The 26423-nt window shown below is 70.2% G+C and carries 27 protein-coding genes; 12 read left to right on the forward strand and 15 right to left on the reverse strand.

The features are described from left to right. Positions 1-167 precede the first annotated feature (167 nt). The 4 genes from ESO89_RS16450 to ESO89_RS16470 all read right to left on the reverse strand — a co-directional run bounded on the left by ESO89_RS16450 (position 168) and on the right by ESO89_RS16470 (position 3779). A complete protein-coding gene (locus tag ESO89_RS16450; protein ID WP_241686277.1) occupies positions 168-836 on the reverse strand; it encodes a uracil-DNA glycosylase in 669 nt (222 codons plus the stop codon). A 616-nt stretch (positions 837-1452) separates the two neighbouring features. Further along, positions 1453-2931, reverse strand: coding sequence for a glycerate kinase type-2 family protein (locus tag ESO89_RS16460; protein ID WP_128906521.1), 1479 nt, complete (start codon positions 2929-2931; stop codon positions 1453-1455). A gap of 73 nt (positions 2932-3004) precedes the next feature. Further along, positions 3005-3592, reverse strand: coding sequence for an endonuclease dU (locus ESO89_RS16465; RefSeq protein WP_128906522.1), 588 nt, complete (start codon positions 3590-3592; stop codon positions 3005-3007). A 4-nt stretch (positions 3593-3596) separates the two neighbouring features. After that, positions 3597-3779 (reverse strand): DUF5786 family protein, encoded by a 183-nt coding sequence (locus ESO89_RS16470; RefSeq protein WP_004049114.1) that lies wholly within the window; start codon positions 3777-3779, stop codon positions 3597-3599. A 121-nt stretch (positions 3780-3900) separates the two neighbouring features. On the opposite strand from ESO89_RS16470, the gene ESO89_RS16475 reads away from it, so the two are divergent. Both ESO89_RS16475 and ESO89_RS16480 read left to right on the forward strand, forming a co-directional pair. After that, entirely contained in the window at positions 3901-4542 is a 642-nt protein-coding gene (locus ESO89_RS16475; protein ID WP_128906523.1) for an MBL fold metallo-hydrolase, read from the forward strand. A gap of 67 nt (positions 4543-4609) precedes the next feature. Then, entirely contained in the window at positions 4610-4942 is a 333-nt protein-coding gene (locus ESO89_RS16480; RefSeq protein WP_128906524.1) for a GNAT family N-acetyltransferase, read from the forward strand. A 2-nt stretch (positions 4943-4944) separates the two neighbouring features. Here the strand turns inward: ESO89_RS16480 and ESO89_RS16485 are convergent, their stop codons facing one another. The 3 genes from ESO89_RS16485 to ESO89_RS16490 form a co-directional block, all read right to left on the reverse strand. Continuing rightward, positions 4945-5412: a pyridoxamine 5'-phosphate oxidase family protein gene (locus ESO89_RS16485; protein ID WP_128906525.1), complete on the reverse strand. Its 468-nt coding sequence runs from the start codon at positions 5410-5412 to the stop codon at positions 4945-4947. Positions 5413-5603: 191 nt separating this feature from the next. Continuing rightward, positions 5604-5759: a DUF7560 family zinc ribbon protein gene (locus ESO89_RS18680; RefSeq protein WP_164932825.1), complete on the reverse strand. Its 156-nt coding sequence runs from the start codon at positions 5757-5759 to the stop codon at positions 5604-5606. A gap of 111 nt (positions 5760-5870) precedes the next feature. Continuing rightward, positions 5871-6506 carry a helix-turn-helix domain-containing protein gene (locus ESO89_RS16490; protein ID WP_128906526.1) on the reverse strand — a complete coding sequence of 212 codons (636 nt, stop codon included), beginning with the start codon at positions 6504-6506 and terminating at the stop codon, positions 5871-5873. 137 nt (positions 6507-6643) lie between these two features. Between ESO89_RS16490 and ESO89_RS16495 the strand changes: the two genes are divergently transcribed. The 5 genes from ESO89_RS16495 (at position 6644) to ESO89_RS16515 (ending at position 13419) form a co-directional block, all read left to right on the forward strand. Continuing rightward, positions 6644-7033, forward strand: coding sequence for a winged helix-turn-helix domain-containing protein (locus tag ESO89_RS16495; protein WP_128906527.1), 390 nt, complete (start codon positions 6644-6646; stop codon positions 7031-7033). 74 nt (positions 7034-7107) lie between these two features. Next, entirely contained in the window at positions 7108-8937 is a 1830-nt protein-coding gene (locus ESO89_RS16500; protein WP_128906528.1) for a PAS domain-containing protein, read from the forward strand. A gap of 221 nt (positions 8938-9158) precedes the next feature. After that, complete coding sequence (locus ESO89_RS16505; RefSeq protein WP_128906529.1) at positions 9159-11273, forward strand: acetate--CoA ligase family protein; 2115 nt, start codon at positions 9159-9161, stop codon at positions 11271-11273. Beyond that, entirely contained in the window at positions 11270-12331 is a 1062-nt protein-coding gene (locus ESO89_RS16510; protein ID WP_128906530.1) for a phosphotransacetylase family protein, read from the forward strand. The genes ESO89_RS16505 and ESO89_RS16510 overlap by 4 nt, the downstream gene beginning before the upstream one ends. A gap of 98 nt (positions 12332-12429) precedes the next feature. Next, positions 12430-13419: a DUF7139 domain-containing protein gene (locus ESO89_RS16515; RefSeq protein ID WP_128906531.1), complete on the forward strand. Its 990-nt coding sequence runs from the start codon at positions 12430-12432 to the stop codon at positions 13417-13419. 57 nt (positions 13420-13476) lie between these two features. Here the strand turns inward: ESO89_RS16515 and ESO89_RS16520 are convergent, their stop codons facing one another. Together ESO89_RS16520 and ESO89_RS16525 are read right to left on the reverse strand one after the other, a co-directional pair. Next, positions 13477-14586, reverse strand: a complete 1110-nt coding sequence (locus ESO89_RS16520) for a DUF373 family protein (protein WP_128906532.1) — start codon at positions 14584-14586, stop codon at positions 13477-13479. Between the two features lie 206 nt (positions 14587-14792). After that, the gene (locus ESO89_RS16525; RefSeq protein WP_128906533.1) at positions 14793-16775 is read right to left on the reverse strand and encodes an aconitate hydratase; all 1983 of its coding nucleotides are present in this window, start codon (positions 16773-16775) and stop codon (positions 14793-14795) included. A 266-nt stretch (positions 16776-17041) separates the two neighbouring features. Between ESO89_RS16525 and ESO89_RS16530 the strand changes: the two genes are divergently transcribed. Continuing rightward, positions 17042-17515: a deoxyuridine 5'-triphosphate nucleotidohydrolase gene (locus tag ESO89_RS16530; RefSeq protein ID WP_128906534.1), complete on the forward strand. Its 474-nt coding sequence runs from the start codon at positions 17042-17044 to the stop codon at positions 17513-17515. A gap of 73 nt (positions 17516-17588) precedes the next feature. On the opposite strand, the gene ESO89_RS16535 is transcribed toward ESO89_RS16530, so the two are convergent. The 4 genes from ESO89_RS16535 to ESO89_RS16550 all read right to left on the reverse strand — a co-directional run bounded on the left by ESO89_RS16535 (position 17589) and on the right by ESO89_RS16550 (position 21297). Then, the gene (locus ESO89_RS16535; protein ID WP_128906535.1) at positions 17589-17963 is read right to left on the reverse strand and encodes a tautomerase family protein; all 375 of its coding nucleotides are present in this window, start codon (positions 17961-17963) and stop codon (positions 17589-17591) included. A gap of 407 nt (positions 17964-18370) precedes the next feature. After that, positions 18371-19747: an LLM class flavin-dependent oxidoreductase gene (locus ESO89_RS16540; protein ID WP_128906536.1), complete on the reverse strand. Its 1377-nt coding sequence runs from the start codon at positions 19745-19747 to the stop codon at positions 18371-18373. Positions 19748-19881: 134 nt separating this feature from the next. After that, a complete protein-coding gene (locus tag ESO89_RS16545; RefSeq protein ID WP_128906537.1) occupies positions 19882-20286 on the reverse strand; it encodes a CBS domain-containing protein in 405 nt (134 codons plus the stop codon). A gap of 54 nt (positions 20287-20340) precedes the next feature. Beyond that, positions 20341-21297, reverse strand: coding sequence for a DUF5787 family protein (locus tag ESO89_RS16550; RefSeq protein ID WP_128906538.1), 957 nt, complete (start codon positions 21295-21297; stop codon positions 20341-20343). A 120-nt stretch (positions 21298-21417) separates the two neighbouring features. On the opposite strand from ESO89_RS16550, the gene ESO89_RS16555 reads away from it, so the two are divergent. The 3 genes from ESO89_RS16555 (at position 21418) to ESO89_RS16565 (ending at position 23314) form a co-directional block, all read left to right on the forward strand. Then, a complete protein-coding gene (locus ESO89_RS16555) occupies positions 21418-21801 on the forward strand; it encodes a hypothetical protein (protein ID WP_128906539.1) in 384 nt (127 codons plus the stop codon). Beyond that, positions 21798-22388, forward strand: coding sequence for an NUDIX hydrolase (locus tag ESO89_RS16560; RefSeq protein WP_128906540.1), 591 nt, complete (start codon positions 21798-21800; stop codon positions 22386-22388). Before ESO89_RS16555 ends, ESO89_RS16560 begins: the two co-directional genes overlap by 4 nt. 92 nt (positions 22389-22480) lie before the next feature. Beyond that, on the forward strand, positions 22481-23314 hold the full coding sequence (locus ESO89_RS16565; RefSeq protein ID WP_128906541.1) for an NAD+ synthase: 834 nt from the start codon (positions 22481-22483) through the stop codon (positions 23312-23314). Between the two features lie 68 nt (positions 23315-23382). On the opposite strand, the gene ESO89_RS18685 is transcribed toward ESO89_RS16565, so the two are convergent. Beyond that, positions 23383-23532 (reverse strand): DUF7563 family protein, encoded by a 150-nt coding sequence (locus ESO89_RS18685; protein WP_008005507.1) that lies wholly within the window; start codon positions 23530-23532, stop codon positions 23383-23385. Between the two features lie 201 nt (positions 23533-23733). Continuing rightward, positions 23734-24846 carry an anthranilate phosphoribosyltransferase gene (locus tag ESO89_RS16570; RefSeq protein ID WP_128906542.1) on the reverse strand — a complete coding sequence of 371 codons (1113 nt, stop codon included), beginning with the start codon at positions 24844-24846 and terminating at the stop codon, positions 23734-23736. A 131-nt stretch (positions 24847-24977) separates the two neighbouring features. Here ESO89_RS16570 and ahbB point away from each other — a divergent pair, with 131 nt between their 5' ends. Continuing rightward, entirely contained in the window at positions 24978-26093 is a 1116-nt protein-coding gene (gene ahbB, locus ESO89_RS16575) for a siroheme decarboxylase subunit beta (RefSeq protein WP_128906543.1), read from the forward strand. The last annotated feature ends 330 nt before the right edge of the window (positions 26094-26423 follow it).

Consider the following 26423-nt stretch of genomic DNA (forward strand, 5'->3'; position numbering starts at 1 on the left):
CATACGAAGAACTTCGTCGAGTCGTCAGCAATAATGAGGTTATGTCACGGGCTCACGCTGTGCCGGCTGTCGAGACCTCGGGGTAAACACGTACTTATTTTCTATGTTTCGTATCCAGAGCTACTGTGACGGACGTTCGCACGTCTTTTCCCGGCGATCCGTTCGTTTCAGAACTCTCCCAGCCGCGACTGGCCGCCCGACTCACCGCCGCCGGTCCCGCTCAGTTCGCCCGCCCGCGCGATGGTTTCGAAGAACCCGTCGCGCTGGCTCCGGTCGTACAGCGTCGCCGCCGGGTGGACGGACAGCAGCACGCGCCGGGACGCCCCCGCGATCCGCGCGTCGACGATCTCGCCCGACTCCGCGGTGATCGCCACCGACCGGTCGAGGAGGTGTTCGCTCGGCACCTTCCCGAGCGTCACGATCAGCTCCGGATCGAGGCGGTCGATCTCGGCGTCGAGGTGTCCGCGGCAGTTCGCCAGTTCCTCGGCCGTCGGGTCGCGGTTCTCCGGCGGGCGACAGCGGACGCAGTTGGTGATCCGCACGTCCGCCCGCGCGAGTCCGGCGTCCCGGAGCGCGTCGTCGAGCACGTCGCCGGACCGGCCCACGAAGGGCTCGCCCCGCTCGTCCTCCTTCGCGCCCGGTCCCTCGCCGACGAACAGCAGGTCCGCGTCGGCCGGGCCGACGCCGTTGACGATCCGGCTCCGCGACTCGACAAGGGCCGGACAGCGCTCGCAGGACGGCACTCGGAGATCTTCGTCGAGTGCGCTCTCGTCGGGCTCGCTATCGTCGGGGCTCCCGCCGGGTCCACCATCGATCGCGTCCCCGTTCTCGGTCATGGATCGAGGTGTGGTCGGGGTCGACATAAGTCCGTCCGCCTTGCGACGACGTTTCGGTTGGGCCGTGTCTGGATCGCGTTGGTGGTGTCAGTCATTGGCCTGTTATTGGCCGATCTGCGGTGAACACCGCCAAAGCCCCAGCTGCTCGGCTGTACGTGATCGGTGACTCCGTGGAGAACACCGCCAAAGCCCCAGCTGCTCGGCTGTACGTGATCGGTGACTCCGTGGAGAACACCGCCAAAGCCCCAGCCGCTCGGCTGTACGTGATCGGTGACTCCGTGGAGAACACCGCCAAAGCCCCAGCCGCGAGGACTCGGTGCGGTCGCCGCGGTCCTCAGTCGCTCGCGGTGCTCGCTCCGTGCGGTCCTTGCGTCCCGCGCCTTCGTCCTCGCGGCTGCCCCTTTGAATCCACCCCACCCCGCACCGCAACCGCAGCCTCACACCTCCCCAGCCTCGCCGCTCGCTTCGTCGCCGGCGCTTCGCGCCGGCTGCATGAGGGACCTCCGGTCCCTCTCTGCTCGCGGCGTCCCTCGCACGCGCACCTCGTGGCCGCCAAGGGCGCCCACTCGGCGGCGCGCGCCACCGCATTTTCCTTATAAGCAGTCGGCGTACTCCCTTACCCTCCGTCCCGCTCTTCCACGACGATCGCCCGCAGGTCGTTGACGTTCGTCCCGGTCGGCCCGGTCCGCAGGAGCGCGTCCGCGTCGTCGAGGACCGGGTACGCGTCGTGGCGGTCGAGGGCGTCTCGGGCGGCGTCGGGGTCGAGCGTCGTCGCGTCGGCGATAGCTCCGGCGGCGTCGGTCGGCCCGTCGAGCCCGTCGGTGTCGACGCTCGCGACGACGACTCGGGGAATGCTGTCGTTCGCGTCGTCCCCCGCGCTCCCGCCGGCCAGCGGCCCCTCCGCGAGCGCGGGGCTGGCGCTCGCGACGAACTCCGCGTTCGGGCCGCCCCTCCCCGGCTCCGCGGCGTCCGCGAGCGTGACGGTCGTCTCGCCGCCCGAGAGCAGCACGGCCGGGGGCTCGACCGGCGACCCGCGGGCGACGCACTCCTCGGCGATCGCGGCGTGAGTCGTCCCGGCCTCGCGCGCCTCCCCCCGGACGCTCGCGGAGAGCACCAGCGGCTCGTACCCCCGGTCCGCCGCGGCGCTCGCGGCGGCGTCCAGCGCGGTCCGCCCGTTCCCGACGACGAACGCCGCGCTCCGATCGAACGCGGGGTCGTCCGCGGTCGGGGTCTCGGCCACCGCCCCGTCGACGCCCGCCGAGAGGCGCTCGCGCACCGAACCGGGAACGTCGAGGTCGTACCGGTCGAGGACCGCCAGCGCGTCGGCGTACGTCGTGGGGTCGGAGACGGTCGGGCCGCTCGCGATCGCGTCGAGCGGGTCGCCGATCACGTCGCTGACCGCGAGCGTGACGGTCGTCGCGGAGAATGTTGCGCGCGCCAACCGCCCGCCCTTCACCGCCGAGCAGTGCTTCCGGACCGCATTGACCTCGTCGATCGACGCGCCCGACGCGAGCAGGTCCGACGTGAGCGCGCGGAACTCGTCGACCGAGACGGGGTCCGCGGGCGCGGCGAGCAGCGCGCTCCCCCCGCCGGTGATGACCGCGAGCACGAGGTCGTCGGGGCCGGCGCGTTCGGCCGCGTCGAGGACCCGCCGAGCGCTCTCGGCTCCCCGTTCGCTCGGCAGGGGGTGATCGCCCGGGAGAACGTCGATCGCGGCCGTGGACGGGGCGTCCGCCGAGCCCTCACCTTTCCCGTCCGAGTCATCCCGAGGGCCGTCCGTGACGACGATCCCCTCGTCGATCTCCCGGTCGCGCTCACCGAGCACGCCGGCGACTCCCGCGGCCGTGCCCGCGGTCGCCTTCCCCGCGCCGAGGAGGACGACCCGATCGTACGCGTCGAGATCGTACTCGCCGACCGCGCCGTCGACGCCCGCGATCCGGAGGGTCCCGTCGCGGACCGAGACGGCGTCCCGGATCAGCCGCTCCGGGAGCGCGGCTTCGATCCCGGCCGCGAGGCAGTCGAGGGCCGTCTCGTGGGCCTGCGTCCGGGCGAGTCGGTCGCGGTCGCGGAACGTCATGGCGTCGCAGTCGCCCATGTCGGCGACTCTCGCCGAAGCCACATATACCCGGCGCGGGTCGGGCGTCGCGTCGACGACGCCGAGACGGCGACTACGCTCTCTCCGTCGCTTCCCGGTGAGCGCTCGCCGCGATCGCGGCGGCCCGGAGCGGCTCCGGGCGGCGGAACCCCTCGCGGACCAGCCCGCGGACCGCGGCGGCGGCCTCGTCGGCGTCGATCCCGACCGCGCGGACGAACAGGGGTTCGGAGGGATCGCCCGCGGCCGAATCGGACTCGTCCGGTTCCACCCGGACTCGGGACGGGAGGGACCGATACGTGTCGAGCCGCCGCGCGAGCGCGCCGCCGTCGAACGCCTCGCGGAGCGCGGGTTCGAGTCCGGGGCTCCCCTCGTAGCTCACGGCGTACACCGGTCGGTCGACGGTCTCGTGCAACCGCGACAGGTCGAGGAGATTGAACCACGCCGGCGCGACCCCCGCGACGGCGACGTGGCGCACGTCCTCGCGGCCGAGTCGGTCGAAGAGCGCGACCGCGGCGTCGGTCGCGTCGGTCCCGCCGACGGTGCAGGCCTCGAACCCGAGCCCGTCGAGGGTGCCGTCGTCTCTGACGATAGCGCCGGCTAGGCGGCTGGTTCGGTCGCCGTCAGAGAACGCGATCCCGAGCGTCCGGCTCGGCGGCGTCACCCGATTACGTCTCCTCGGACTTGATCTCCTGGAGCCGGTCGAGCAGCTCGTCGTTCGACGCGCCGGGCTCGTAATCGACGGAGCCCTCGTGTACCTCCTCTGCGGCTCGGACTCCGTCGTCGTCGTCGAAATCCGCATCCAGGTCCTGGTTCTCCTGTTCGGATTCGTCGTAGCTTCCGAAGCCCATATGTGCGTGAGACTAACACGCCGCGACGGATAAATCCCCGGGCGCTCGTGGATGGAGGTTCCGCCGGCTCCGTCTCCGCGGGGCTGCACGCTTTTACCCACTCGGCGCCCTTCGTCCGCGTATGGAGCCGATCACCGTCACCGCGGACGCGGAGGAGTTCACCTGCAACGCGTACCTCGTACCCGGCGAGGCGCCGACCCTCGTGGACGCCGGCACGATGCCGGGCGTCGACGAGGTCATCGCCGACGCGCTCGACGAGGCAGGCGTCGACGGGCTCGACCGGGTCGTGTTGACCCATCAGCACCACGATCACGTCGGCCAGCTCGACGCGGTGCTCGACCGGTTCGACGCGACCCTCTACGCGAACGCCTCGCACCCGCGGCGCGACGTGGCGATCGTCGACGGCGACGAGATCCTCGTCGGCGACGAGCCCTGCGAGGTCGTCGAGACCCCCGGCCACGCCGACGATCACGTCGCTCTGGTCGGCGACGAGCGGCTCTACTCCGGCGACGTGGTCGTCTACAACGACGGCGCGTTCGACGACGGATCGTTCGGCCGCACCGACTTGGCGGGCCAGTCCCGAGAGGAACTGATCGAGAGCCTGCACACTCTTCTCGACCGGCTGCTCGACACGGTTTCCGGGATGTACCCCGGCCACGGCGGCGTCTACCGCGCGAGCGACGGCCCCGACACGGTCCGCGAGGTCGTCGAGCGCGCGACCGAGCGCGCCGAGCGCCGCGAGCCGAAGTACCCGGACGAGTAGCGGGCGAACCGCGCGGATGAAGCGCCCGGCAAGGATTTATTTCGAATAACAGACGTATGTCCCCACAATGGTATCACTTCGAGCGGCGTCGACGGGGGACGCGGCCGAGGACCAACTCGATCGGCTGGCGGCGGCCGACCCCGACGCTGACACGATCCCTGACGCCGAGTTCGCCGATGACGCTCATCGCCCCGTCGTCGCGGAAAAGGGCGGCTCGGTCGTCGGCTGGGGGAGCGTTCACCTCGACGAAGACACCCTCGCAGCAACGTTTGTCGACCCCGATCACACCGGGAGGGCATCGGTCGGGCGCTCGGGTTCTACGAGGCGGCGCCAAACCGATGCGGGGGGACCTGACACGGCCGAGATCCCGAGCATCGAACTGACCAAGACACTCGTCTGACGCTACGTCTCGTCGCGGTCGACGACGACGGTACGACCGGTGAGCCGCTCGGGTTCGAACCGGTAGAGGTCGATGTCGAGCTCCGGCTTTCCGTCGGCCCAGATCTCGAACAGGGGGCGCTGGGTCTCCCCGTACTGCGCGATTGTCTCGGGCGTGAGGTCCTCGAGGTCGACCCGGCGGAGGGTCCCGACGCCGACGACGCTCGCGTACTCCTCTCCGTCTCCCTCGCCGTCCTCCTCGTACACCACGATCCGGGCCTGCGGGTCGGACGCGAGGAACGCGCGCTTCTCGCTGTCGGGCGTCGAGACGAGCCGGAGGAAGGCGTTCCGCGACTCCTCGTCGAACCCGTACGAGATCGGGATCGCGTACGGGGTCCCGTCTCGCGCGAGCGACAACACCCCGGTCTCGTGCCGGGACAGGAGCGCGTCGACCTCCGCGTCGGACATCTCGACCTCGCTTCTCGTCGCCATACGCTACCTCTCTGCGTACGACGGGATAAAGGACACGAGACCGGCCGAGGGGAAGCTGACGGCCGGCGGCGGCGGAGGCCCGCCGCGACGGCGGGGAGGGGTGGACGGCGGGGAGGGGTGGACGGCGGGGAGGGGTGGACGGCGGGGAGGGGTGGACGGCGGGGAGGGGTGGACGGCGGAGAGCGAGGCCCCTACGCGGTCTGGGGGTCCGCGATATCGCCGTCGGTGACCGGGGCGCCGCAGACGACACAGCCCGCTTCGAGCAGGGTCGCCCGCATCGCGTCGTCCACCTCGATCGACCGGCGACACTCCGGACAGACGAAGGTGTGCGTCCGTGGGCTCGTCATGGTTGCGGGTACGACACGGATCCACATGAAGGATGGTTCGCATTCCGAACCCACAGGAATCTGACGGATCAGGAGACTCGAAGGCTGGTGAACGCCGGACGGAGGCCTGATCTAGTCGAGCAGCGCCGAGAGCAGCTTCCGCTGGGCGGCCGCCATGTGCTCGGAGAACGTCGAGCGGTCGATGTCGAGCGACGCGGCGACCTCGCCGGCGTTGGCCCCTTTCGGATGGTCGAAGTAGCCGGCGTCGTAGGCGGCGATGAGGACCTCGCGCTGGCGCTCCGTCAGCTCGCTCCGGTCGACGGTGACCAAGTCGGACTCCTCGGGAGTCGACGACGACTGGAGGAGCCGCAACACCTCCATGTCGGAACAGGACTCCTGGAACCCGTCGAGCACGGAGCGGAGCGTCGGCAGGTCGGTCGCGTGGAAGGTGACGACCAGGCGCCCGTCCCGGATGGTTGTCTCCGAGACCGGAACGCCGTGTCGGTCGAGCACCGCGAACGGCGACTCCTCGACGCAGGGCGCCTCGAACCGGTACGCGGCCTTGGCGCCGTAGTCGAACACGACCTCGACCCCCTCGGGGACCGGGAGGTCCGCGTCGGCGATGAACTCGAGGACGACCGTCTCCGGGTCGGTGGCCGACGAGCTGCGCGCGACGCTGTAGACCGGCGTCGACCCGTCGACCACCCCGCCGAACGGGGACGGTGGCGCCGCCGGGAGCGAGACCTCCGCCCTGATTCCGGAACCCATCTGCATCCGTCCGTGTCCGCCGCCGGGCAAAACGTTGACGCCGTTCGCGCGTCGCCGCCGTCGATCGGCTCGTCCTTATAAAACACCCCACATATGCAGGGCCGGTGTTGGGGGGGACGGAGCCATTACCTACATCCATGAAGCGAAACGCGCCGCAGGCGACCGGATCGACGACCGCGACGGAAGGCAACGAGACCCTCGACGACACGTTCGACGCGCTCGCCGACCCCGACTGCCGGGCGATCCTCGGGGCCGCCGACACGGCGATGACGACGAGCGAGCTGGCCGAGGCGTGCGACATCGCGCTCTCGACCGCGTACCGCAAGGTCGAACGACTCAGCGAGACCCCCCTGCTGGTCGAGGGCGTCCGATTCGACCCCGACGGCGACCACGCGGCGGAGTACACCCGGGGGGCGACCGACGCAACGATCGAGCTCGGCGACGGCGGGGTCACCCTGACCGTCGACGACTCGGCGGCCGACCCGGTGGGCACCGCGTTCGACACCACCGGCGTCTCGGCCGACTGATCGCGTAGCCGGGAGATCTCTCGCGTGATAATCGATCGATCAGTCTTATCAGTCGCCTCGAAAAGCCGTACGATATGTCCGACTCGCCGGATCCCGCGGTTCTTCTGGATCTCGCAGGGGACAAGATCACTGTCCTCGACGAGAACGGGATCTACCGGCACCTCAACGCGTCCGTCGTCGACATGCTCGGGTTTCGGCCGGACGAACTCGTCGGGACCGACGCGTTCGAACTCGTTCACCCGGACGACGAGGAGCGGATTCGGGACACCTTCGCGCGGATCGCCGCCGGGGACCTGACACCGGACGAGCCGCTGGAGTACCGGTACCGCACCGCCGACGGCGGGTGGGTGTGGGTCCGGACGAGGGTGTATCCGCCCGCGGAGACTGAGATCGACGGGTACGTGTTGACGTCGCGGGACATCACGGCGGAGGTCGAGTCCCAGCGCCGGCTGGAGACGATCGCGTCGGTGTCGTCCGACGTGTTCTGGATGTTCTCCGCCGAGTGGGACGAACTGCTGTTCGTCAACGACGCCGTCGAGGATATCTTCGGCGTGTCGCCCGACGCGCTCGAACGGCGGCCGCAGGGCTTCCTCGACGCGGTCCACCCCGACGACCGCCCGTACGTCGAACGGGCCATGGAGCGGCTCTCGAACGGCGAGTCGACGCTGATCGATTACCGGCTGGGGTCCGCCGACGGGGTCACGAAGTGGGTCCGCGTGCCCGGCGAGCCGGTGATCGAGAACGGCGAGGTCGTCGCGGTCACCGGGTTCGCTCGCGACGTCACCGAAGAGTACCGCCGCGAGCGACAGCTCGCCGTGATGGACAACCTCCTGCGGCACACGATCCGCAACGACATGAACATCGTCGACGGGACCGCGGAGCGCATCGCCGACGCCGTCGCCGCCGCGGACGCGTTCGACCCGGAGGCGTGGGGCGACGACGGGGCGTCGGAGGGCGGCGACCGGATCGACCCCGACGCGCTCGCCGAACTCGGCGCGGGCTTGCAGGAGCACGCGGGGACGATCCGCCGGATCGCCTCCGACCTGCTGGCGACGGCCGAGAAGCAGCGCGGCGTGATCGACCTGCTGCGACAGCGCGGGTCGCCCCGGCCCGTCGAGGTCGCGCCCGTGGTCGAGGAGGCGCTGGGAATTGTCGACGACGACTGCGACGAGGAGATCGACTTCGTCTACCGCGGGCCGGGCGACGACGGGGAACCCCGGGAGCGCGAGACCGGGAACGGGGCGGAACGCGAGGAATGGACGACGGGCGAGGAGGCGGAAGGTAGGGAGACGGGAGAACGAGAGACGGGAGAACGAGAGACGGGAGAACGAGAGACGGGAGGCGAGGGGACGGAAGCGGACGACCGGGCGTCCCCGCTGGTGTCGGTCTCGTATCCGCCGAACGCGAGGGCGTTCACGCACCCCGAGATCGACTACGCGATCGCGGAGCTTGTCGAGAACGCCCTCGAACACGCGGAGTCGACGCCGCGGGTCAGGATCGACGTGTGCGCGACCGACAAGGCGATCGAGGTGTCGATCCGCGACAACTGCCCGCCGATCCCGGTCGAGGAGCGGTACGTCATCACCGACCGGTGGGAGATGGACGACCTCCGTCACACCGGTGGGATGGGCCTGTGGCTCGTGTACTGGGTCGCGAACCGGTCGGGCGGCGACCTGACCTTCGACACCCACCCCGACGGGAACGTCGTGACGCTCACCGTCCCGAACGCGAAGGCCGACGCGGCCGTCGAGGACTCCCGCGAAGCGGACGGGTCGAACCGCCCGGAGACCGCTCCGAACAGGCGATCGAAGGAGCGGATGCGAACCGACGGGTCCGTCCTCTCGGAGCCAGAGCCGGAGCCGGGGCGAGACGCTGGTTGGATGCGAGAGGACGGAGGGGCGTGAGAGGAGAGCGCCGAAAGACGGAGGGGACCGAACGGACGAACGCGGACGCGGATCGGGGATCGCCCGACGGCCCGAAAGCGTCGGAATGAGGGATCGATCGGGAGATCGACCCGTCGGTCCTCGAACGATCGGGGATCGATCCGACCCATTGTTCATTAATATTCAGGAGATGGGAACGCTCCCATCGATCTTAAACCGCCAGTGCGTGTATCCACGTACCGATGGGTACGCTCAACGAGATGTTCGACCCGGACCGGGTCGCCGTCGTCGGCGCGACCGCCCGAGAGGGGGCCGTCGGACGCGCCGTCACGTCGAATCTGCTCGACGACTTCGACGGCGGCACGGTTCCCGTCAACCCGAACTACGACGAGGTGCTCGGCACGCCCTGCGTCGACGAGGTGGCCGACGCCGACGTCGACGTCGCCGTGGTCGTCGTGCCGCCGTCGATCGTGTTGGACGCGATCGAGGCGTGCGGCGAGGCGGGCGTCGAGAACGTCGTCGTGATCACCGCCGGATTCGGCGAGACGGGAGAGGACGGGGCGGCGAGGGAGCGGCGCCTCGCGGAGATAGCCGACGAGCACGACCTGAACCTCGTCGGCCCCAACAGCCTGGGGATCATGTCGACGCCCTCGGGCATGAACGCGACGTTCGGCCCGGAGAACGCGCTCCCGGGCGGGCTCTCCTTCATGAGCCAGTCCGGCGCGTTCGTCACCGCGGTCCTCGACTGGGCCAACGACAACGGAATCGGCTTCAAGGACGTGGTCTCGCTGGGCAACAAGGCGGTCTTGGACGAGACCGACTTCGTCGGCCACTGGGGGGACGACGAGGAGACCGACGTGATCATCGGCTACCTCGAAGGGATCGAGGACGGTCGGGAGTTCATCGACACGGCCCGCGAGACGACCCAAGACACCCCGATCGTCGCCGTGAAGTCCGGCCGGACGAGCGCGGGCGCGCAGGCAGCCTCCTCGCACACCGGCACGCTCGCCGGTTCCGACAAGGCGTACGAGGCCGGCCTCGATCAGGCGGGCGTCATCCGCGCCGAGTCGGTCGACGAGCTGTTCGATTCGGCCGGTATCCTCGGGAGCCAGCCGCTCCCCGATACCGACAGCGTCGCGATCGTCACCAACGCCGGCGGCCCCGGCGTGATGGCGACCGACGCGGTCGGCGACGCCGACCTCGACATGGCGTCGTTCACCGGAGAGACGACCGATCGGCTGGCCGAGTCGATGCCGGCGGAGGCGAACATCCACAACCCGGTCGACGTGATCGGCGACGCCGACGTGGAGCGGTTCCGCGAGGCGCTGGAGATCACCGTCGCCGACGACAACGTCGGGGCCGCCTTGGTGTTGGCCGCGCCGACCGCCACCATCGACTTCGACGAGCTCGCGGACGCGATCAGCGACGTGAGCGACGAGATGGACGCGCCCGTCGCCGCCTGCCTGATGGGCGGCGACCGGACCCGCGAGCCGAAACAGCAGCTCCAAGCGAAGGGGATCCCCTGTTACTTCGACCCCGCCCGCGGGATCGAGAGCCTCGCGACGCTGGCGCGGTACCGCGACATCAAGGCGCGCGAGTACGCCGACCCGATGTCGTTCGACGTCGACCGCGAGCGCGCCGCCGAGATCCTCGGCACGGTCCGCGACCGCGACGACAACCGCCTCGGCGTCGAGGCGATGGAACTGCTCGACGCGTACGGCATCCCCACGCCCGCCGGCGAGATCGTCGACACGCCCGAGCGCGCCGCGGAAGTCGCCGCCGAGATCGACGGCGACGTGGTGATGAAGATCGTCTCGCCCGACATCCTCCACAAGTCCGACATCGGCGGCGTCGCCGTCGGGGTCGAGGACGGCGAGGTGGCGGACACCTACGAGGACCTGATAACCCGCGCGCGCAGCTACCAGCCGGACGCGACCGTCCTCGGCGTACAGGTCCAGGAGATGGTCGATCTCGACGACGGCGTCGAGACGATCGTCGGCATGAACCGCGACCCGCAGTTCGGCCCGCTGCTGATGTTCGGGCTCGGCGGCATCTTCGTGGAGGTGATGGAGGACACCACCTTCCGCGTCGCGCCCGTCTCCGAGCCGGAGGCCCGCGAGATGACCGAGGAGATCCAGTCGGCGCCGCTGCTGCGCGGCGCCCGCGGCCGCGACCCGGTCGACGTCGACGCCGTGATCGAGACGATCGGCCGACTCTCGCAGCTGGTCACCGATTTCCCCGCCGTCCTCGAATTCGACATCAACCCGCTCGTCGCACTGCCCGACGCCGACGGCGGCACGAACGCCGCCGCCGTCGACGTGAGACTTACGGTTGACCCGGAGGAACTCGACCCATGACTGACACACCCACCACACTCGTCACCGCGACCGGAGACAGCGCCGGAAAGACAGCGATCACCGTCGCCCTCGCGCGGCTCGCCGCCGACCGCGACCGCAGCGTCGGCTACATGAAGCCGAAGGGGACCCGGCTCCAGTCGAACGTCGGCAAGACGCTCGATCAGGACCCCATGCTCGCCCGCGAGGTGCTCGGCCTCGACGCCGAGATGCACCAGATGGAGCCCGTCGTCTACTCGCCGACGTTCGTCGAGGGAGCGATCCGCGGCACCGAGGACCCGGACGCGCTCCGCGACCGGCTCCGCGAGGAGTACGAGGAGCTGGCGGCCGACCGCGACCACATGTTCGTCGAGGGGGGCGGGCGCTGGACCACCGGCGGCGTCGTCGACCTCACCGATGTCGACGTCGCGGAACTGTTCGACGCGCGCGTCGTCCTCGTCGCCGAGTACAGCTCGCCGAACGACCTCGACGAGGTGCTGGCGGCCGCCGACGCGTTCGGCGACCGGCTCGCCGGCGTCGTGTTCAACAAGGTGTCCGACGACGCCTTCGAGTCGCTCGATCAGGACGGCATCCCGTTCCTCGAGTCGAGGGGGATCACCGTCTTCGGCGCGATCCCCCACGAGAAGGAGCTCGCCGGCGTCACGGTCGGCGAGCTCGCCGACGAGCTCGGCGCCGAACTGCTCACCGACGCGCCCACCGACGCGTTCGTCGAGCGCTTCCTCGTGGGCGCGATGGGCGGCGACGAGGCGCTCCGCTACTTCCGGCGCGCCCGCGACGCCGCCGTCATCACCGGCGGCGACCGCGCCGACGTCCAGACCGCGGCGCTCGACGCCTCCGGCGTCGCGTGTCTCGTGCTCACCGGGGGGCACCGCCCCTCGGGCGCCGTGCTCGGGAAGGCGGCCGACGCCGGCACGCCCGTCCTCGCGGTGAACACCGACACAGTCACCGCGATCGACCGCGCCGAGGAGGTCGTCCGCGGCGGTCGGACTCGGGACGCCCGCACCGTCGACCGGATGGCGGAGCTGCTCGGCGCCCACGTCGACGTGGACGCGCTGATCTGAGTCGGGGCCGGTCCGAATCCGGAACCGTCCCCCTCGCGTCCCCCGCCGCGGGCGAACGTCTGACATACTGTTTTCAGGGAGGACGACGTAGGCCGCGTATGACCAGTCTCTCGGAGGCGTACGGCGGTCGGGGGCGCTCCGAGGTCGATCCACGCAGATTGTACTTGGGCGTGGGCTCGTTCGTCGCCGGAACGCTGCTTCTCGTCGCCGGAATCCTCGTGGCCGCGGAGGTCGTCCTCCCGAGCGGCTACGGCTCCGGCGCGGCGCGGCGGCTCGGCGGCGTGCTCGGCGGCGTGGGCGTCCCCCTCGTGTTGCTCGGCGTGATGACCGTCCTCCCGGCGGACCGCAACACCCGCGTCGCGGCGATCGTCGGGGCGGCCGTGATGTGCCTCGGCGTCGCGCTGTTCGCGTACGCGTACCCCCAGCAGTGGGTCGGCGGCCCGCGCCCCGAGCTCACGGACCTCACGCTGCCGACCGCGGGGCTGTACTTCGTCGGCGCCGCGACGACGCTGTGGAGCGTGTTCGTCGGCGTCGCCAACTTCAAGACCCGAAACGACCCCGGCGGCACCGTCACGATGGAGGTGACCCACAAGGGCGAGACGAAGGTGATCGAGGTCGACCGCGCCGATCTCAACCGCGGCGGCGGCGTCGGCCTGCTCGGCGGCACCCCCGACGGCGACGTGGAGACGCAGACGAACCGGCGGGCTGCGAGCGGCGCCGGACCGGATTCCGCCGGGGCCGAGTCCGCCGCCGAACCGCGATCGGCCGGCGGATCGCAGTCGTCCGGCGGTGTGCGGGCGCCGGGAACGGGCTCCGCCGGCGTGAGCGACGGCGGCGCGACCGGGACCGACATCCGGTCCCCGCTCGACGGGGACGGCGGGACCGATCCGGGCGGCCCGTCCGGACCGGACCGCCCGGTCACCCCCGGCGTCTCGCCCGAGGCGCGCGACGGGCCGGGCGACACGTACTGCGGGAACTGCGCGCAGTTCGACTACGTCCGGACGGAGGAGGGAATGCAGCCGTACTGCGGCCACCACGACGAGCTGATGGACGACATGGACGCCTGCGAGGAGTGGACGCCGCGGTGACCGAGCGACAGTGGCCGCCGCGGTGACCAGGTCGGGAGCCGAGCGGCCGAGTGTTTTCTAAGCCGGGTCCGCCGACGGGAGCTGCGACTCCGCGACCGCGAACGCGAGCGTGCTCAACACGGCGGTGAGCGTCCCGGCCGCGAGCGCCATCGCGAGGTCGGAGAGCCCGAGCGACGTGACGCCGGGAGCCGCCGGCAGGAAGAACCCGGAGACGGCGTACAGCACGACCGCGATCGAGAGCACGTAAAACGGCGCGTTGAGGTGCCGCCACCGGAACCGCCCCGCGAGGTACTCGTCGGTGATCTGGCCGAGGCTGGAGGTGACCCCGGCGACCGCGAGCCACTGGACGAACCCGTGGACGAACGCCGCGAGTGCGACGCCGACGGTGACGCCACCGCCGCGGACGCCGCGGACGACCTCGACCGTCTCCATCCCCTGCACCCCGCCGACGACGATCAGCGCGAGCGCGACGACGTAGGTGACGAGCGTCACCCGCCCGGTGTAGAGCACGTTGCGGACGGACGCAGCCGCGCCGTCGATCGTGTCTTCGAGCCCGAGCCCGCGGAACAGCGAGTAGAGCCCGACGATCCCGGAGAGAATTCCGAGGACGGCCGCGCCCGCGATGTCGAACAGGTTGGCGACGACGACGAGCGGGTAGATCAGGAGGAGCACGCCGAGCGGCACCAAGATCGTACCGCGGGTCTCCGGGTCCGCGAGCACCTGCTTGATCGTGTAGTAGAGCGACTCGAGGTCCTGCGCCTGTCGCACGACCACCCGGCGCATCCCGTCGATCGGCATCCGGGACCGGATCACCGGGAGCACCGACTCGTCCTGCGCGCCGTCGGTGATGACGACCGCCGAGACTTCCTCGCCGGTCGACAGCTCCGCGAGCACGCGGTCGACCTCCTGACCCACCGCGCGGTTCGCCTTCACGTCTGAGGCGTCGACGCCGGTGACCGCCGCGACCTCGACCGCCTCGCCGCCCGCCGCCAGCTCGTCGTAGATGTTGACGCCCTGAAAGAGGACGTTCACGTCGGAATCCTCCGGGTCCGCGGTCGCGAGCGCGACCGCGGCCTCGGTGACCTCGTCGGCGCCGATGACCGGGGTGGGAATCCCCGTCTTCCGGCCGAGGTCGTCGTCGAGGTCGACGCAGAGGACGAGCAGCATCGTACGAGGGTACGCGAGGGGTCGGCATATGTTTTCGGCTGGCAGTCGACAGTCTTGCTACCGACGACCTGCAGCGCTCACTCCCGCTATCGGTCACGTCGAGGTCGGCAGCGCTCCGCCGGTCCGCAGGGCCACCGCTCAGGGTCGGACGAGAAAAATTGGAAAACCGGACGTCGGGATCTCGCGTCGCTCGCGGGACAGCGCGCTCAGTCGTCGGCCGGCGCCGCGCCGGAGCCGCTCTGGTGCTGCTGTTTGACCCACGAGAGCTTGCCGCCCGCCGCGAGGATGTCGCGCTCGCGCTCGGAGGCGTCGAGGCCGGCGGTGAACTCCCACTCGCCGTTGACGCTGACGGTGAACTCCTCCTGCCCGGAGCGGACGCCCGCGGGCACGTCGTCGACGATTTCGAGGTCGTCGCCCTGGTCGATCTTCTCGTACGTCTCCGCGTCGATCGCGAGCGGGACGATACCGAAGTTGAACAGGTTCGCCTTGTGGATGCGGGCGAAGCTCTGGGCGAATACGGCCTCGATGCCGAGGTACATCGGACAGAGGGCCGCGTGCTCACGCGAGGAGCCCTGTCCGTAGTTCTCGCCGGCCACGAGGACGCCGCCGTCGGCGTCGAGGGCGCGTTGCGCAAACGTGTCGTCGACGCGCGAGAGCGTGAACTCGGAGAGCTTCTCGATGTTGGAGCGGAACTTCAGGATGTCCGCCGTCGCCGGGATGATGTGGTCGGTGGTGATGTTGTCCTTCATCTTGAGGAGCGCCTCACCGCCGTCCACGTCGATCCCGTCTTTGAGCGGCACGTCGCCGATGTTCGGGCCCTTGACGAGACCGTCGTCGATCGCCTCGTCCGGCGAGATGATGTCGGAGTCGTCCTGCCCCATCCCGGGGCCGTACTTCGTCCCCATCTCCAGGCCGGGCGCTTCGAGGTCGCCGAGGTCGTCCGCGAGGTCGCGCGGGTCGACGATCTCACCGGTGATGGCCGCCGCGGTGGCGACCTCGGGCGAGCAGAGGAAGACGGAGTCGTCCTCGATGCCGGAGCGACCCTCGAAGTTGCGGTTGAAGGTGCGCAGCGAGACGGAGTCGGAGGCGGGCACGTGACCGATACCGATACACGCGCCACACGTCGCCTCGGAGAAGTTGACGCCGGCCGCCATCATCTCCGCGGTCCAGCCCTCGCGGGCCAGCATCTCGGAGGCCTGCTTGGAGCCGGGCGCGACGATCATCTCGGTGCTCTTGGTGACCTCGCGGCCCTCCAGCATCTTCGCGCTGGGGAGGATGTCCTCGTAGGCGCCGTTGGTACAGGAGCCGACGATGACCTGCTCGACGTCGGTGCCCTCGTACTCGCTGACGGGGGCGACGTTGTCGGGCATCGAGGGGGCGGCCACGAGCGGTTCGAGCTCGTTCAGGTCGACCTCGATCGTCTCCGCGTACTCCGCGTCGTCGTCGGGCTGGAGGTCGACGTACATCTCCTCGCGGTCCTGGCGCGCGAGCCAGTCCTTTGTCTTCTCGTCGGTCGCGAAGATCGAGGAGGTGGCGCCGAGCTCGGTGCCGAGGTTCGTGATCGTGGTCCGCTCGGGGATCGTGAGCTTCTCTGCACCGGGGCCGGTGTACTCGAAGATCTTGCCGACGCCGCCCTTGACGGTCAGCTCGCCGAGCAGGTGGAGCGCCACGTCCTTGGCGGTCGCCCACTCGGGAAGCTCGCCTTCGAGGTGGACGTTGACGACCTCCGGCATCTCGACGTAGTAGGGGCCGCCGCCCATCGCGACGGCGATGTCGAGGCCGCCGGCGCCGATCGCGAGCTGGCCGAGCCCGCCGGGGGTCGGCGTGTGCGAGTCGGAGCCGAGCAGCGTCTTGCCGGGCGCCGCGAAGTTCTCCTTGTGGACCTGGTGGCAGATCCCGTTGCCGGGCCGGGAGAAGTACGCGCCGAACGTGCCGGCCGCGGAGCGGAGGAAGCGGTGGTCGTCGGTGTTTTTGAAGTCGAACTGATACGTCTGGTGGTCGCAGTACTGCGCGGCCAGCTCCGTCTGGATCTCGTCCAGATCCAGCGCCTCGAACTGGAGCCACACCATCGTCCCCGTGGTGTCCTGCGTCAGCACCTGGTCGATCTCGATGCCGATCTCCTCGCCGGGCGTCAGCTCGCCCTCGACGAGATGGTCATCGAGGATCTTCTTCGTAATCGTCTGTCCCATATCACGTTAAGATGGCTCTCCCGTGGATATAAAACCCGCGAGTTTTCTGCAAGATCGACCGTGTTAGATCGGCGGTGACAGCGAACGTTGCCGGAGGACCGTCGTGATACCATTCCCCGTGTGAGGAATAGGCGTTACGAGAGTATAAGGCCGATAAAGGCCCATATTCGCCGAAATCGGGGGTTTGAGTGAAACCCGCGATCGGAGCGATCGGCGCCGCGATCGCGGGCGACATCGTTTAGTCTCGCCCGCGGAATCGGTCGTGCATGTTCGACTCGGGAGCGACGGTCGCGGCGGCGCTCGAAGCGGGCGACGCCGACCTCGACGACGCGCAGCGACAGCCGAACGGCGTCGATCTCACGGTGGGCGAGATCTTCGAGCAGACGACGCCCGGACGGATCGGCCGCGACGGGAAGCGCGTCGGCGAGCGCGAGGCGGTACCGATCGACGACGGGGCGTATCGACTGGACCCCGGGACGTACGTGGTCCGGTACGGCGAGCCGGTGCGGATTCCGAGCGAGCGGATCGGGTTCGTGCTCCCGCGGTCGACGCTGCTGCGCAACTCCTGTACCCTCGACACCGCGGTCTGGGACGCGGGCTACGAGGGCGTCGGCGAGGGGCGCCTCGACGTGGGCCACGCGATCGAAATCGAGCCGGGCGCGCGGATCGCCCAGCTGGTGCTCGCGGCCGCCGACCACGAGGGGACCTACGAGGGATCGTATCAGGGCGAGCGGCTCTAGACGAGAAGGGGCGACCGGGATCGCGGCGGTTTCTGCCGCGGTCAGCGATCCCGCGAAGCCACGTCGCCGGCCGTCACTCGCCGGCCCAGTCGCCGCCCACCCGGTCGATCCCCATCATGTCCTCGCCCGCGTGCTCGGTGAACACGACCTTCGCGTTCGGCTCCGGGACGCCGAGCTCCGCGACCGCGCGCTCCATCACGGTGAGCGCGAAGGCGCGCTTGTACTCGAACGGCCGGCCCTCGCGGATCTCGGCGTCGAGGAACAGCAGGGGTCCGTCGACGGCGCGGCCGAGGGTCATCGCCGAAGGGTCCAGCTCCGATATCGTCACCGCGACGTGTCCGGCGGCCGTCTCCATCTCCTCGACGTACCGGCCGGTGACGAACGCGGCGAACGACTCGCGCTGGCTCGGCGAGAGCGACAGCGTCGTCGAGAACTGTAAGAGCGGCATACGAGGCGGTCGACGCCGGGGCTCTTGGGCGTGTCGGCGAGGCGCGTGGAGCGAGCATCCGCGTTCGGCGAGGCGCGTGGAGCGAGCATCCGCGTTCGGCGAGGCGCGTGGAGCGAGCATCCGCGTTCGGCGAGGCGCGTGGAGCGAGCGCACCCGCGCTGGTCGAGACGTGTGCGTCGAGAGAAACCGGTCGCTCTCGGGCAGTCAAAGGAACGAACGGCACGCCCGTGCCGGGAAAAGGTGGCACGGGCGTGTCGTTCAGTAGGTCCCCGCTGACGCTTCGGCCCTCCAAGCGAAGCGTCACCTGAAACAAGCGGGGGAATCCACTTAAGCGTGCCGGGGGCGGCAGGCCTGTCGTATTAGGAATCGACGAGATCTTCACAACACCGGGGCGGAACCGCCCTCGGTCACTGCCTCGCCGGGTGGTCGTCGCGGAGCGTGGACTGGCCCGTCCCGAGGAGTCGCTCGCGGAGGGTCCCGTCGCCGCGCGGCGAGTCCCCCGCGTCGTCCGGGTCCGGAACGAGCCCGCGCTCGCGCAGTTCGGGGACGACGAGGTCGACGAAGTCGGTGAGCGAGTCGGGGCGGACGACCTCCTTCACGTTGAAGCCGTGGACGCCGACCTCCTCGTGCCAGTACGCCAGCTCGTCGACGATCTGTTCGGGGGTGCCGACGATCTTCGGGGAGGTGGTGCCGAGTCCGCAGAACTCGGCGACCTCGCGGACGGTCCACTCGCGGTCCGGCTGGGCCTTCGTGAACGCGTTCATCGTCCCCTGGATCGCGTCGGTCTCGATGTGTTCGACCTTCTGGTCGGGGTCGAGCGCCGACAGGTCCATGTCGAGGAACCCGGAGAGGAGCGCGAGCGTCGCCTCGACGTCGACGTGCTCTTTGTACGCCTCGTGTTTCGCCTCCGCGGCCGCCTCCGTCTCGCCGACGATCGGCACGACGCCGATGAAGAAGTTGAGGCTTTCGGGGTCGCGCCCGTGGTCCGCCGCGCGCGACTGCACGTCCGTCATGTACTCGCGGACGCCTTCCTCGGTGGGCTGGCTGGCGAAGACGCCCTCGGCGTTCGCGGCCGCGAACTCCCGCCCGCGGTCGGACGAGCCCGCCTGATAGATCACGGGCGTGCGCTGCGGCGAGGGCTCGCAGCCGTGGGGACCGGGCACCGAGAAGTGCTCGCCCTCGTGGTCGATCGCCGAGACCTTCTCCGGGTCGGTGTACCGGCCCGCCTCGCGGTCGATCTCGACGGCGTCGTCGTCCCACGACTCCTCCCAGAGCTCGTAACAGACGTCGAGGAACTCGTCCGCGCGGTCGTAGCGCGTCCCCTTGTCCATCCGCTCGTCGAGGCCGAGGTTCTCGGCGGCCGACTCCAGATAGGAGGTGACGACGTTGAGCGCGACCCGCCCGTCGGTGAGGTGATCGAGCGTGGAGAACTCCCGCGCGAGCTGGTAGGGGTGCGTGTAGGTCGTCGAGCGCGTCACGGCGAAGCCGAGGTCGTCGGTGACCTCCGCCATCGCGGGGACGACCAGCTGCGGGTCGCTCGCGGGCGTCTGGACCGCCTTCTCGACGGCCGTCTCGCGGTCGTCGCCGTACACGTCGTAGATCCCGCGCACGTCGGCGAAAAACACCGCGTCGAACCCGCCGCGCTCGGCGGTGCGCGCGACCTCGGTCCAGTACTCGCGGTCGGTGTACTCCGGCGACCGGTCGCCGGGGTAGGTCCACGACCCGGGCGAGACGTGCTCGACCGAGGCCATGGTGAAGAGGTTGAAATGCAGGTGATCCGACATGGATCGCGGTACGCGATCCGCGCGTAATACCCCACAGAAAGGGGCGGCACTTGTCGGGGTCGGGGACGCGGTGCAGCCGCGCTCCGGAACGCCGGGGCGGGCCACGGCGACGGCGGCGACGGCGGCGACGGCGGCTACGGCGTCTCCTCCGGCGAGGAGACGTACGCGGCGAAGTCGGAGGTGGTGATGATCCCGATCGGTTCGTCGCCGTCGACGACGGGGACGTGGTGGATTCCGTGTTCGACCATCGTCGCTGCGACCGCCGCGACGGAGTCCTGCGCGCTCGCCGTGATCGGGTCCCGGCTCATGTACCGTTCGACGGTCGTCTCGGCCTTCGGCTGGCTCTTCGCGACGATATCGACGAAGTCGGTCGTGGTGAGGATGCCGACGAGGGCGCCGCTGTCGTCGACGACCAGCGCCGAGCTGATGTCGTTGTCGAGCAGCACGGCCGCCGCGTCCTCGACCAGCGTGTCCGGCGTCACCGTGTGCAGTTCGCCCGTCATCAACCGCGCGACGAACACGTCGTCGATGTCGTCCATGCCTATACGTTCCGCCGTCGGCGTATAAAGCGTTGCCACGCGGAACGGCGGCGATCACAGGAACCGCGAGAGCCCGGACTGGCGGCGCGGGCCGTCGCCGGCGGGGTCGGCCACCCACGCGGTCCGGTCGTCGCGGAGGCCCTCCCGGTCGGTCGCGGGGAGATCGGCGGACTCGCGCGCGTCGCAGGCCGCGCCGCAGTCGCGCCCGGGGTCGACCACGCGGTCGAACCGCTCGCAGTACGGGCGCCCGTCGCCGGTCGTCGTCGCGTGAGCGCAGGGCGGGGGGTCCGGGCGCCATCCCTTCCCGTAGGCGCGTTCGGCGATCCGGCGGCGCTTCCGCGCCTTCGCGGCGGGATCGACGAGCGCCACGTCGGTCCGGAGCGCGCGCTCCTCGCGGATCTCGACGCCGGACGCGTCGGGGTCGAGAGCGGTCGGTTCCCGGACGACCTCGCGCTCGCCCGTGCCGGGATCGAACCGCCAGACGCCGACCGCCTCGGGAATCCGGTTGAGGTGCGCGCGGGTGACGTAGGAGGCGGTCGCGAGCACGACCTCGTCGAACAGTCCGAGCGCGGCGTCGTACCGCAGTTGGGCCGCCAGATCGCCGGGTGTGCCCAGATCCGGCTTGTTCTCGATCGCGGTCAGCGAGCCCGCCCAGTCGTCGGGGTACCGGGCGGTCGCGCGCACGACCGGGCGCCCGTCGCGGCGCTCGCGTTCGAGGTAGCCGACCGCGGCCGCGCGCTCGGCGACCGCCTCGGCGCGGTCGGGGGGGAGGTCGAACGCCTCGGTGAGCGGGACCGCCTCACCGGGGCCGACCGCTGCCTCGATCGCGGGGTCCGGAATTCGGTCGGGCGCGATCGCCGCGCGGCGGTCGAACTCCGGGCCGGGCGTCAGCACGCAGACGTCGACGATCCGGCCGCCGGGGTTCTCGATCCCGGCCCCGAGCTGGCGTGCGACGACGCGGTTCGGGGATTCGAGCGCGGCGCACAGCGCCAGCTCGAACCGGAACTCCATGGGGGAGGGAGGGGCGCGGGCGAGTAAAGCGCGTCGGCGGCGGCGGGGGCGGGACGTGACGACGGAGACGGCGACCGCCGCGGTCGAAACCGGTATTCCCGGCCGGCGCCAACGGCGACCATGCGCCGGGTCACCCGGAACCTTCTCATTGCCATCGCTTTGGTCGTCGTCGCCCTGCTCGCGTTGGGGGCGCTTCCGAGCTACCTCGGGAGCGGCGACCCCTACTACCTCACCGCCGAGCCGATCGAGACGAACGAGACCGCGGCCGGCGTGAACAACGTCTCGGACCGGCGGTACCCGTTCCTCACGGGCGCGCTCGCGAGCAACGACGGGCGCTCCGAGGGGTACCAGACCGGTCCGTACGGGGTGAAGAAGTGGTTCACCCACACCCCGTTCGACGAGGTTGACGCGCTCACCCAACAGGTGCCGGAGGCCGCGGCTGACGACGGGGTGCGCGTCCGCCGCGACGGGCGGGTCTACCACGTGGAGGTGGTACGGCCGTGAGCGACGACCTCAGCGACCTGCCGGCGTTCGACGACGGGCGGAACCACTCGCTGCCCGGCGAGCCGGAGTGGCCGGTCCGGGAGGTCGTCGTCGAGTACGACGAGGGGTGGTTCGTCGGCGGGTACGACCGCGTCGAACAGCCCGACGGGACGGAGAAGAAGTACTACTGGGCGGAGCTGTCGCCCGCGACGGTCGTGGTCGCGGTCGCCGACGACCGCGTGCTGTTCGTCGAGCAGTACCGCCCCACCGTGCGGAACACCCAGCTGGAGCTGCCCGCGGGGATCGTCGAGCCCGGCGAGTCGTACACCGAGGCGGGGGCGCGCGAGCTCGCCGAAGAGACCGGCTTCGCGCCGTCCTCGACCTCGCTGCTCCAGGAGGTGTGGTGCTCGACGGGCGTGTTGCGCCACACGCGCGGCTACGTGTTCGCCGAGGGGTTGGAGCCGGTCGACGTCGACCACGACAGCAACGAGTTCCTCGTCCCGCGGACGGTCCCGATCGACGAGGCGCTGGCGGTCGCCCGGGAGCCGCCGACGAACGACGCGACGCTGGAGGGGTTGCTGTTGGCCGAAGCGGAGGGGCTCCTGTAAGCCGGAGCGGAGAGCCTCTGTAGAACCCGACGCGCGTCCAGTTCCCCGCACCGACGGGGAGGTATTAGTCGCCTCGGTCCCAGACTCCGCCCATGAGCCGGACCTCGGACCAGTCGGTGTTGCTGTCGGACGACCCCCCGCTCGACCTCCGCCTCTCGGACGCGGAGCTGGAGAACGCCCGCGAGCGGATCGTCTCCTTTATCGCCGACCTCGTCGACGACGCGGGCGCCGAGGGCGCCGTCCTCGGGCTGTCCGGCGGGATCGACTCGACGCTGACCGCCCACCTCGCCGTCGAGGCGCTCGGCGAGGACGCGCTCCACGGGATCACGATGCCCGCCGAGGTGAACGACCCGGACGTGATGAGCGACGCCGAGCGCGTCGCCCACGACCTCGGGATCGAGTACGACGTGGTCGAGATCCAGCCGATCGCGGAGTCCTTTTTCGACGCCGTCCCCGAGGCCGCCGACGACCGCACGGCGGCGGGCAACGTCTACGTCCGGACCCGTGCGGTGCTGAACTACTTCGTCGCCAACGCGGAGGACCGTGTCGTGCTGGGGACCGGGAACCGCGCGGAGGCGATGACGGGCTACTTCACGAAGTACGGCGATCAGGCGGTCGACTGCAACCCCATCGGGAACCTGTACAAACAGCAGGTGCGCCAGCTGGCCGCGCACGTCGGCGTCCCCCGCGATCTGGTGATGCAGGAGCCGACCGCGGGCATGTGGGAGGGCCAGACCGACGCCGCGGAGATGGGGCTCGACTACGACACCGTCGACGCGGTCTTGGCGGTCCACGTCGACGGGACGCTCTCGCGGGCGGCGACGGTCCGCGAGCTCGACGTGCCGGCGGAGGCCGTCGACCGCGTGGTCGAGCTCCACGAGCGCAGCGCTCACAAGCGCGCGATGCCGCCCGCGCCCGAGCGCTAGGGCCGGTGATCGTCGGGGAAGGGGCGGGCGGAACGCGGGAAGGGCCGAAAAGGGACGGTCAGCGGGCCTCAGGCGTTTTGCGCGCGCTCCTTCGCGACCTCCGCGATCCCGGCGTTCGCCGAGCAGTTCGGACACGCGTGTATCCGGCCGCGGGCGTCCGAGAACACCCGGGCGAACCGCTCGGAGACGTGCGCCTCGCAGTGTTCACACGTCGGCATGGTGGGAGTCGGTATCGTGGATCATGGTCGGTGCGTATTCGCTTGGTGCTACGGCCTGAAGACGGCTTTCCGAATTCGTTCCCAAATTCGACCCAGATCGGGGGATGGAGGCGACGAGAACGGGGGAGAAGCGGTTACAGGAGACGGCGGTGATCGGGAGCGGCGTGGGAGAAAAACGACGGAACGACGCGTCGGGCGGGCTCAGAACTCGCGGAGCGCTTCGAGGACGTCGTGCGCGGAGCCGTCGTCGATGACCGCACGGGCCACGTCGAGGCCCTCCTCGATCGAGTCGACGTCGCCGCCGGCGTAGATCCGGAGCGCGGCGTTGACCGCGACCGCGTCGGCGAAGGGGCCGTCGCGCTCGCCGGCGAGCACCGCTTCGGTGATGTCGGCCGACTCGGCCGCGACGTCGTCGACCGCGAGGTCCGCCTCTTCGAGGTCCATCCCGTACTCCGCGGTCTCGATCTCGAAGTCGGTGAAGGAGGCGCCCTCGCTGCCGGCCTCGTCGGGGTCCGCCTCGCCGCCGCTCCCGCCGGCCGCGTCCCACTCGGCGACCGTGGTGTAGCCGGGGCGCACGTCGTCGTACCCCTCCATCCCCTGAAACATGAGGACGCGGTCGAGGTCGTGGAACTCGCTTTCCACGAACGTGTCGACCACCTTCTTCGCAAACGCGAGATGGTAGAAGGACCCGAGGTGGACCGACGCCCCCGCGGGGTTCGCCAACGTCTCGATCGTGTTGACGAACGTCCGGACCCCCATCATGTCCCGGCGATCGAACAGGTCGTCGATGGCGGGGTTGAAGGCGGGCTGGTAGTAGAAGCCGAAGCCGGTCTCGTCGACCATGTCGGCGGAGTCGGCGGGCGTCAGCTCGGTGTGGACGCCCAGCTCGTCTAAGACGTGCTTGTACGCGTCCTGCTTCTGCGTCGGGACCCGGTCGCCGGAGTGGACGACGACGGGGGTGCCGGCCGCGGCCGCGACCGCCCCGGCCGCGACGCCGAGGATCGCGGAGCGTCCCTTCCCGTCGTAGTTCGCGCCGCAGTCGACGGGGTCGGCGTCGGGCTCGGCGTACTCGACGCGCTCGCACATCACGTCGACGTACGCGCCCAGCTCCTCGGGGACGTTCCGCTTCCAGCGGTTCGCGAGCCAGAACGCCCCGAGCGTCGTCGGATCGGGCTCGTCCGCGAGGATGCGCTCGAACGCCTCGGTCGCCTGCGCGCGCGTCAGGTCGTCGGCCGACTTGTGGCCGGAGCCGCAGACCTCGGTCATCAGCCGTTTGAGGGGCCAGTCGCCGAACTCTTGGGTCGCCTGAGCCATACGCCTCGTTCGGGACCTCGAACGAAAAGTCTCCCGCTCGACTCCCGAACGCTGGGAAGGGGCGCGTCAGCGGGGACGAGAACCGAGTCGCCTCCGAAACCGGTACGTAGGCGCGACTCCTACTCGGCACAATGAGTCTGGACGCCGACTGGCGGGCCGACCTCGACGCGGTCGACGCGGCCCTCATCGACGAGTCCCAGAGCGGCTTCCCCGTCGAGCCGCGCCCCTTCGAGCGGGTCGCCCGCGAGATCGCGGCCGAGACGGGAATCGACATCGACGGCGATGCGGTCCTCGACCGCGTCCGCGACCTCCGCGAGCGCGGCGTGTTCCGGCGCTTCGGGGCGGTTCTCAACCCACCGGTCATCGGCTCCTCGACGCTCGCTGCGGTGCGCACGCCCGAGGACCGCTTCGACGAAATCGCCGAGATCATCAACGGGTATCGGCAGGTGAACCACAACTACCGGCGCGACCACGAGTGGAACCAGTGGTTCGTCGTCACCGCGGGCTCGCGGGAGACGCGCGACGCGATCCTCGCGGAGATCGAGGAGCGGACCGGCTGCGAGGTGCTGGCCCTCCCGATGCTCACGGACTACTACATCGATCTGGAGTTCCCCGTCGTCAACGGCGACCGGTTCGCGAGGGAATCGGGCGAGGCGCGAAGCGCCTCGGACTCCGCGAGCGGGGAGCGAAGCGACCCGCGAGCGTCGGACCACACCGACGTCTCCGCCACCCGCATCTCCGAGGACGCCCGCGGCGATCTCACCCCGCTCGACGCCGACCTCCTCTTGGCGATCCAGGACGGCTTCCCGCTGTCGGCGACCCCCTACGCCGACGTGGCGAGCCAGATCGGTGCTCCCCTCGACGACGTGCTCGCGGCGGTCGAGCGCCTGCTCGCGGACGGCTGCATCAAGCGGATCGGCTGTGTCGTCAACCACGTCGTCACCGGGTTCACGAACAACTGCATGGTGGTCTGGGACGTGCCCGACGACGAACTCGACGAGCGCGGCGAGGCGGTCGGGAGCCTCCCGTACGTCACGCTGTGTTACCACCGGCCGCGCCGCCCGGAGCAGGGGTGGGAGTACAACCTGTTCACCATGATCCACGGCCGCGAGGCCGAGGCGGTCGACGCGAAGATCGACGAGCTGGCGGCCGACCATCTCCCCTTTTCTCACGAGCGGCTCTACTCGACGGAGACGCTGAAACAGACCGGCGCGCGGTACGAGGACCTCGTCGCGGACGGGGAGTAACGATGCGCGTCGCCGAGTCCGCCGTTACCGGGAGATCGGAGGGGATCTTACTGAGAAGCTGAACCGCACTTCACCGAGGGACCGGACGACACCTCATCCGAGGAAGTATCGCGCCCACGGGTACCGCTCGGCGGCGAACGGATCGTCGACTTCGAGGAAGCGCCGTGGAAGCGGGTTTGATCCGGATTCCGTCGCGGAACCGCGAGTGATCCGGGTGCTCTCGCGGGCGTGTATGTGACCTCCTCCTCGCCGTTAACGGCGAGGCTTCCCACGGCACTGCACCGCTGAGTTGGGATATTTGCTGGTTGACGACCAGTCGGCATGACCGGC

The organism is Halorubrum amylolyticum (genome assembly GCF_004114995.1).
In the GTDB taxonomy this organism is placed as follows: domain Archaea; phylum Halobacteriota; class Halobacteria; order Halobacteriales; family Haloferacaceae; genus Halorubrum; species Halorubrum amylolyticum.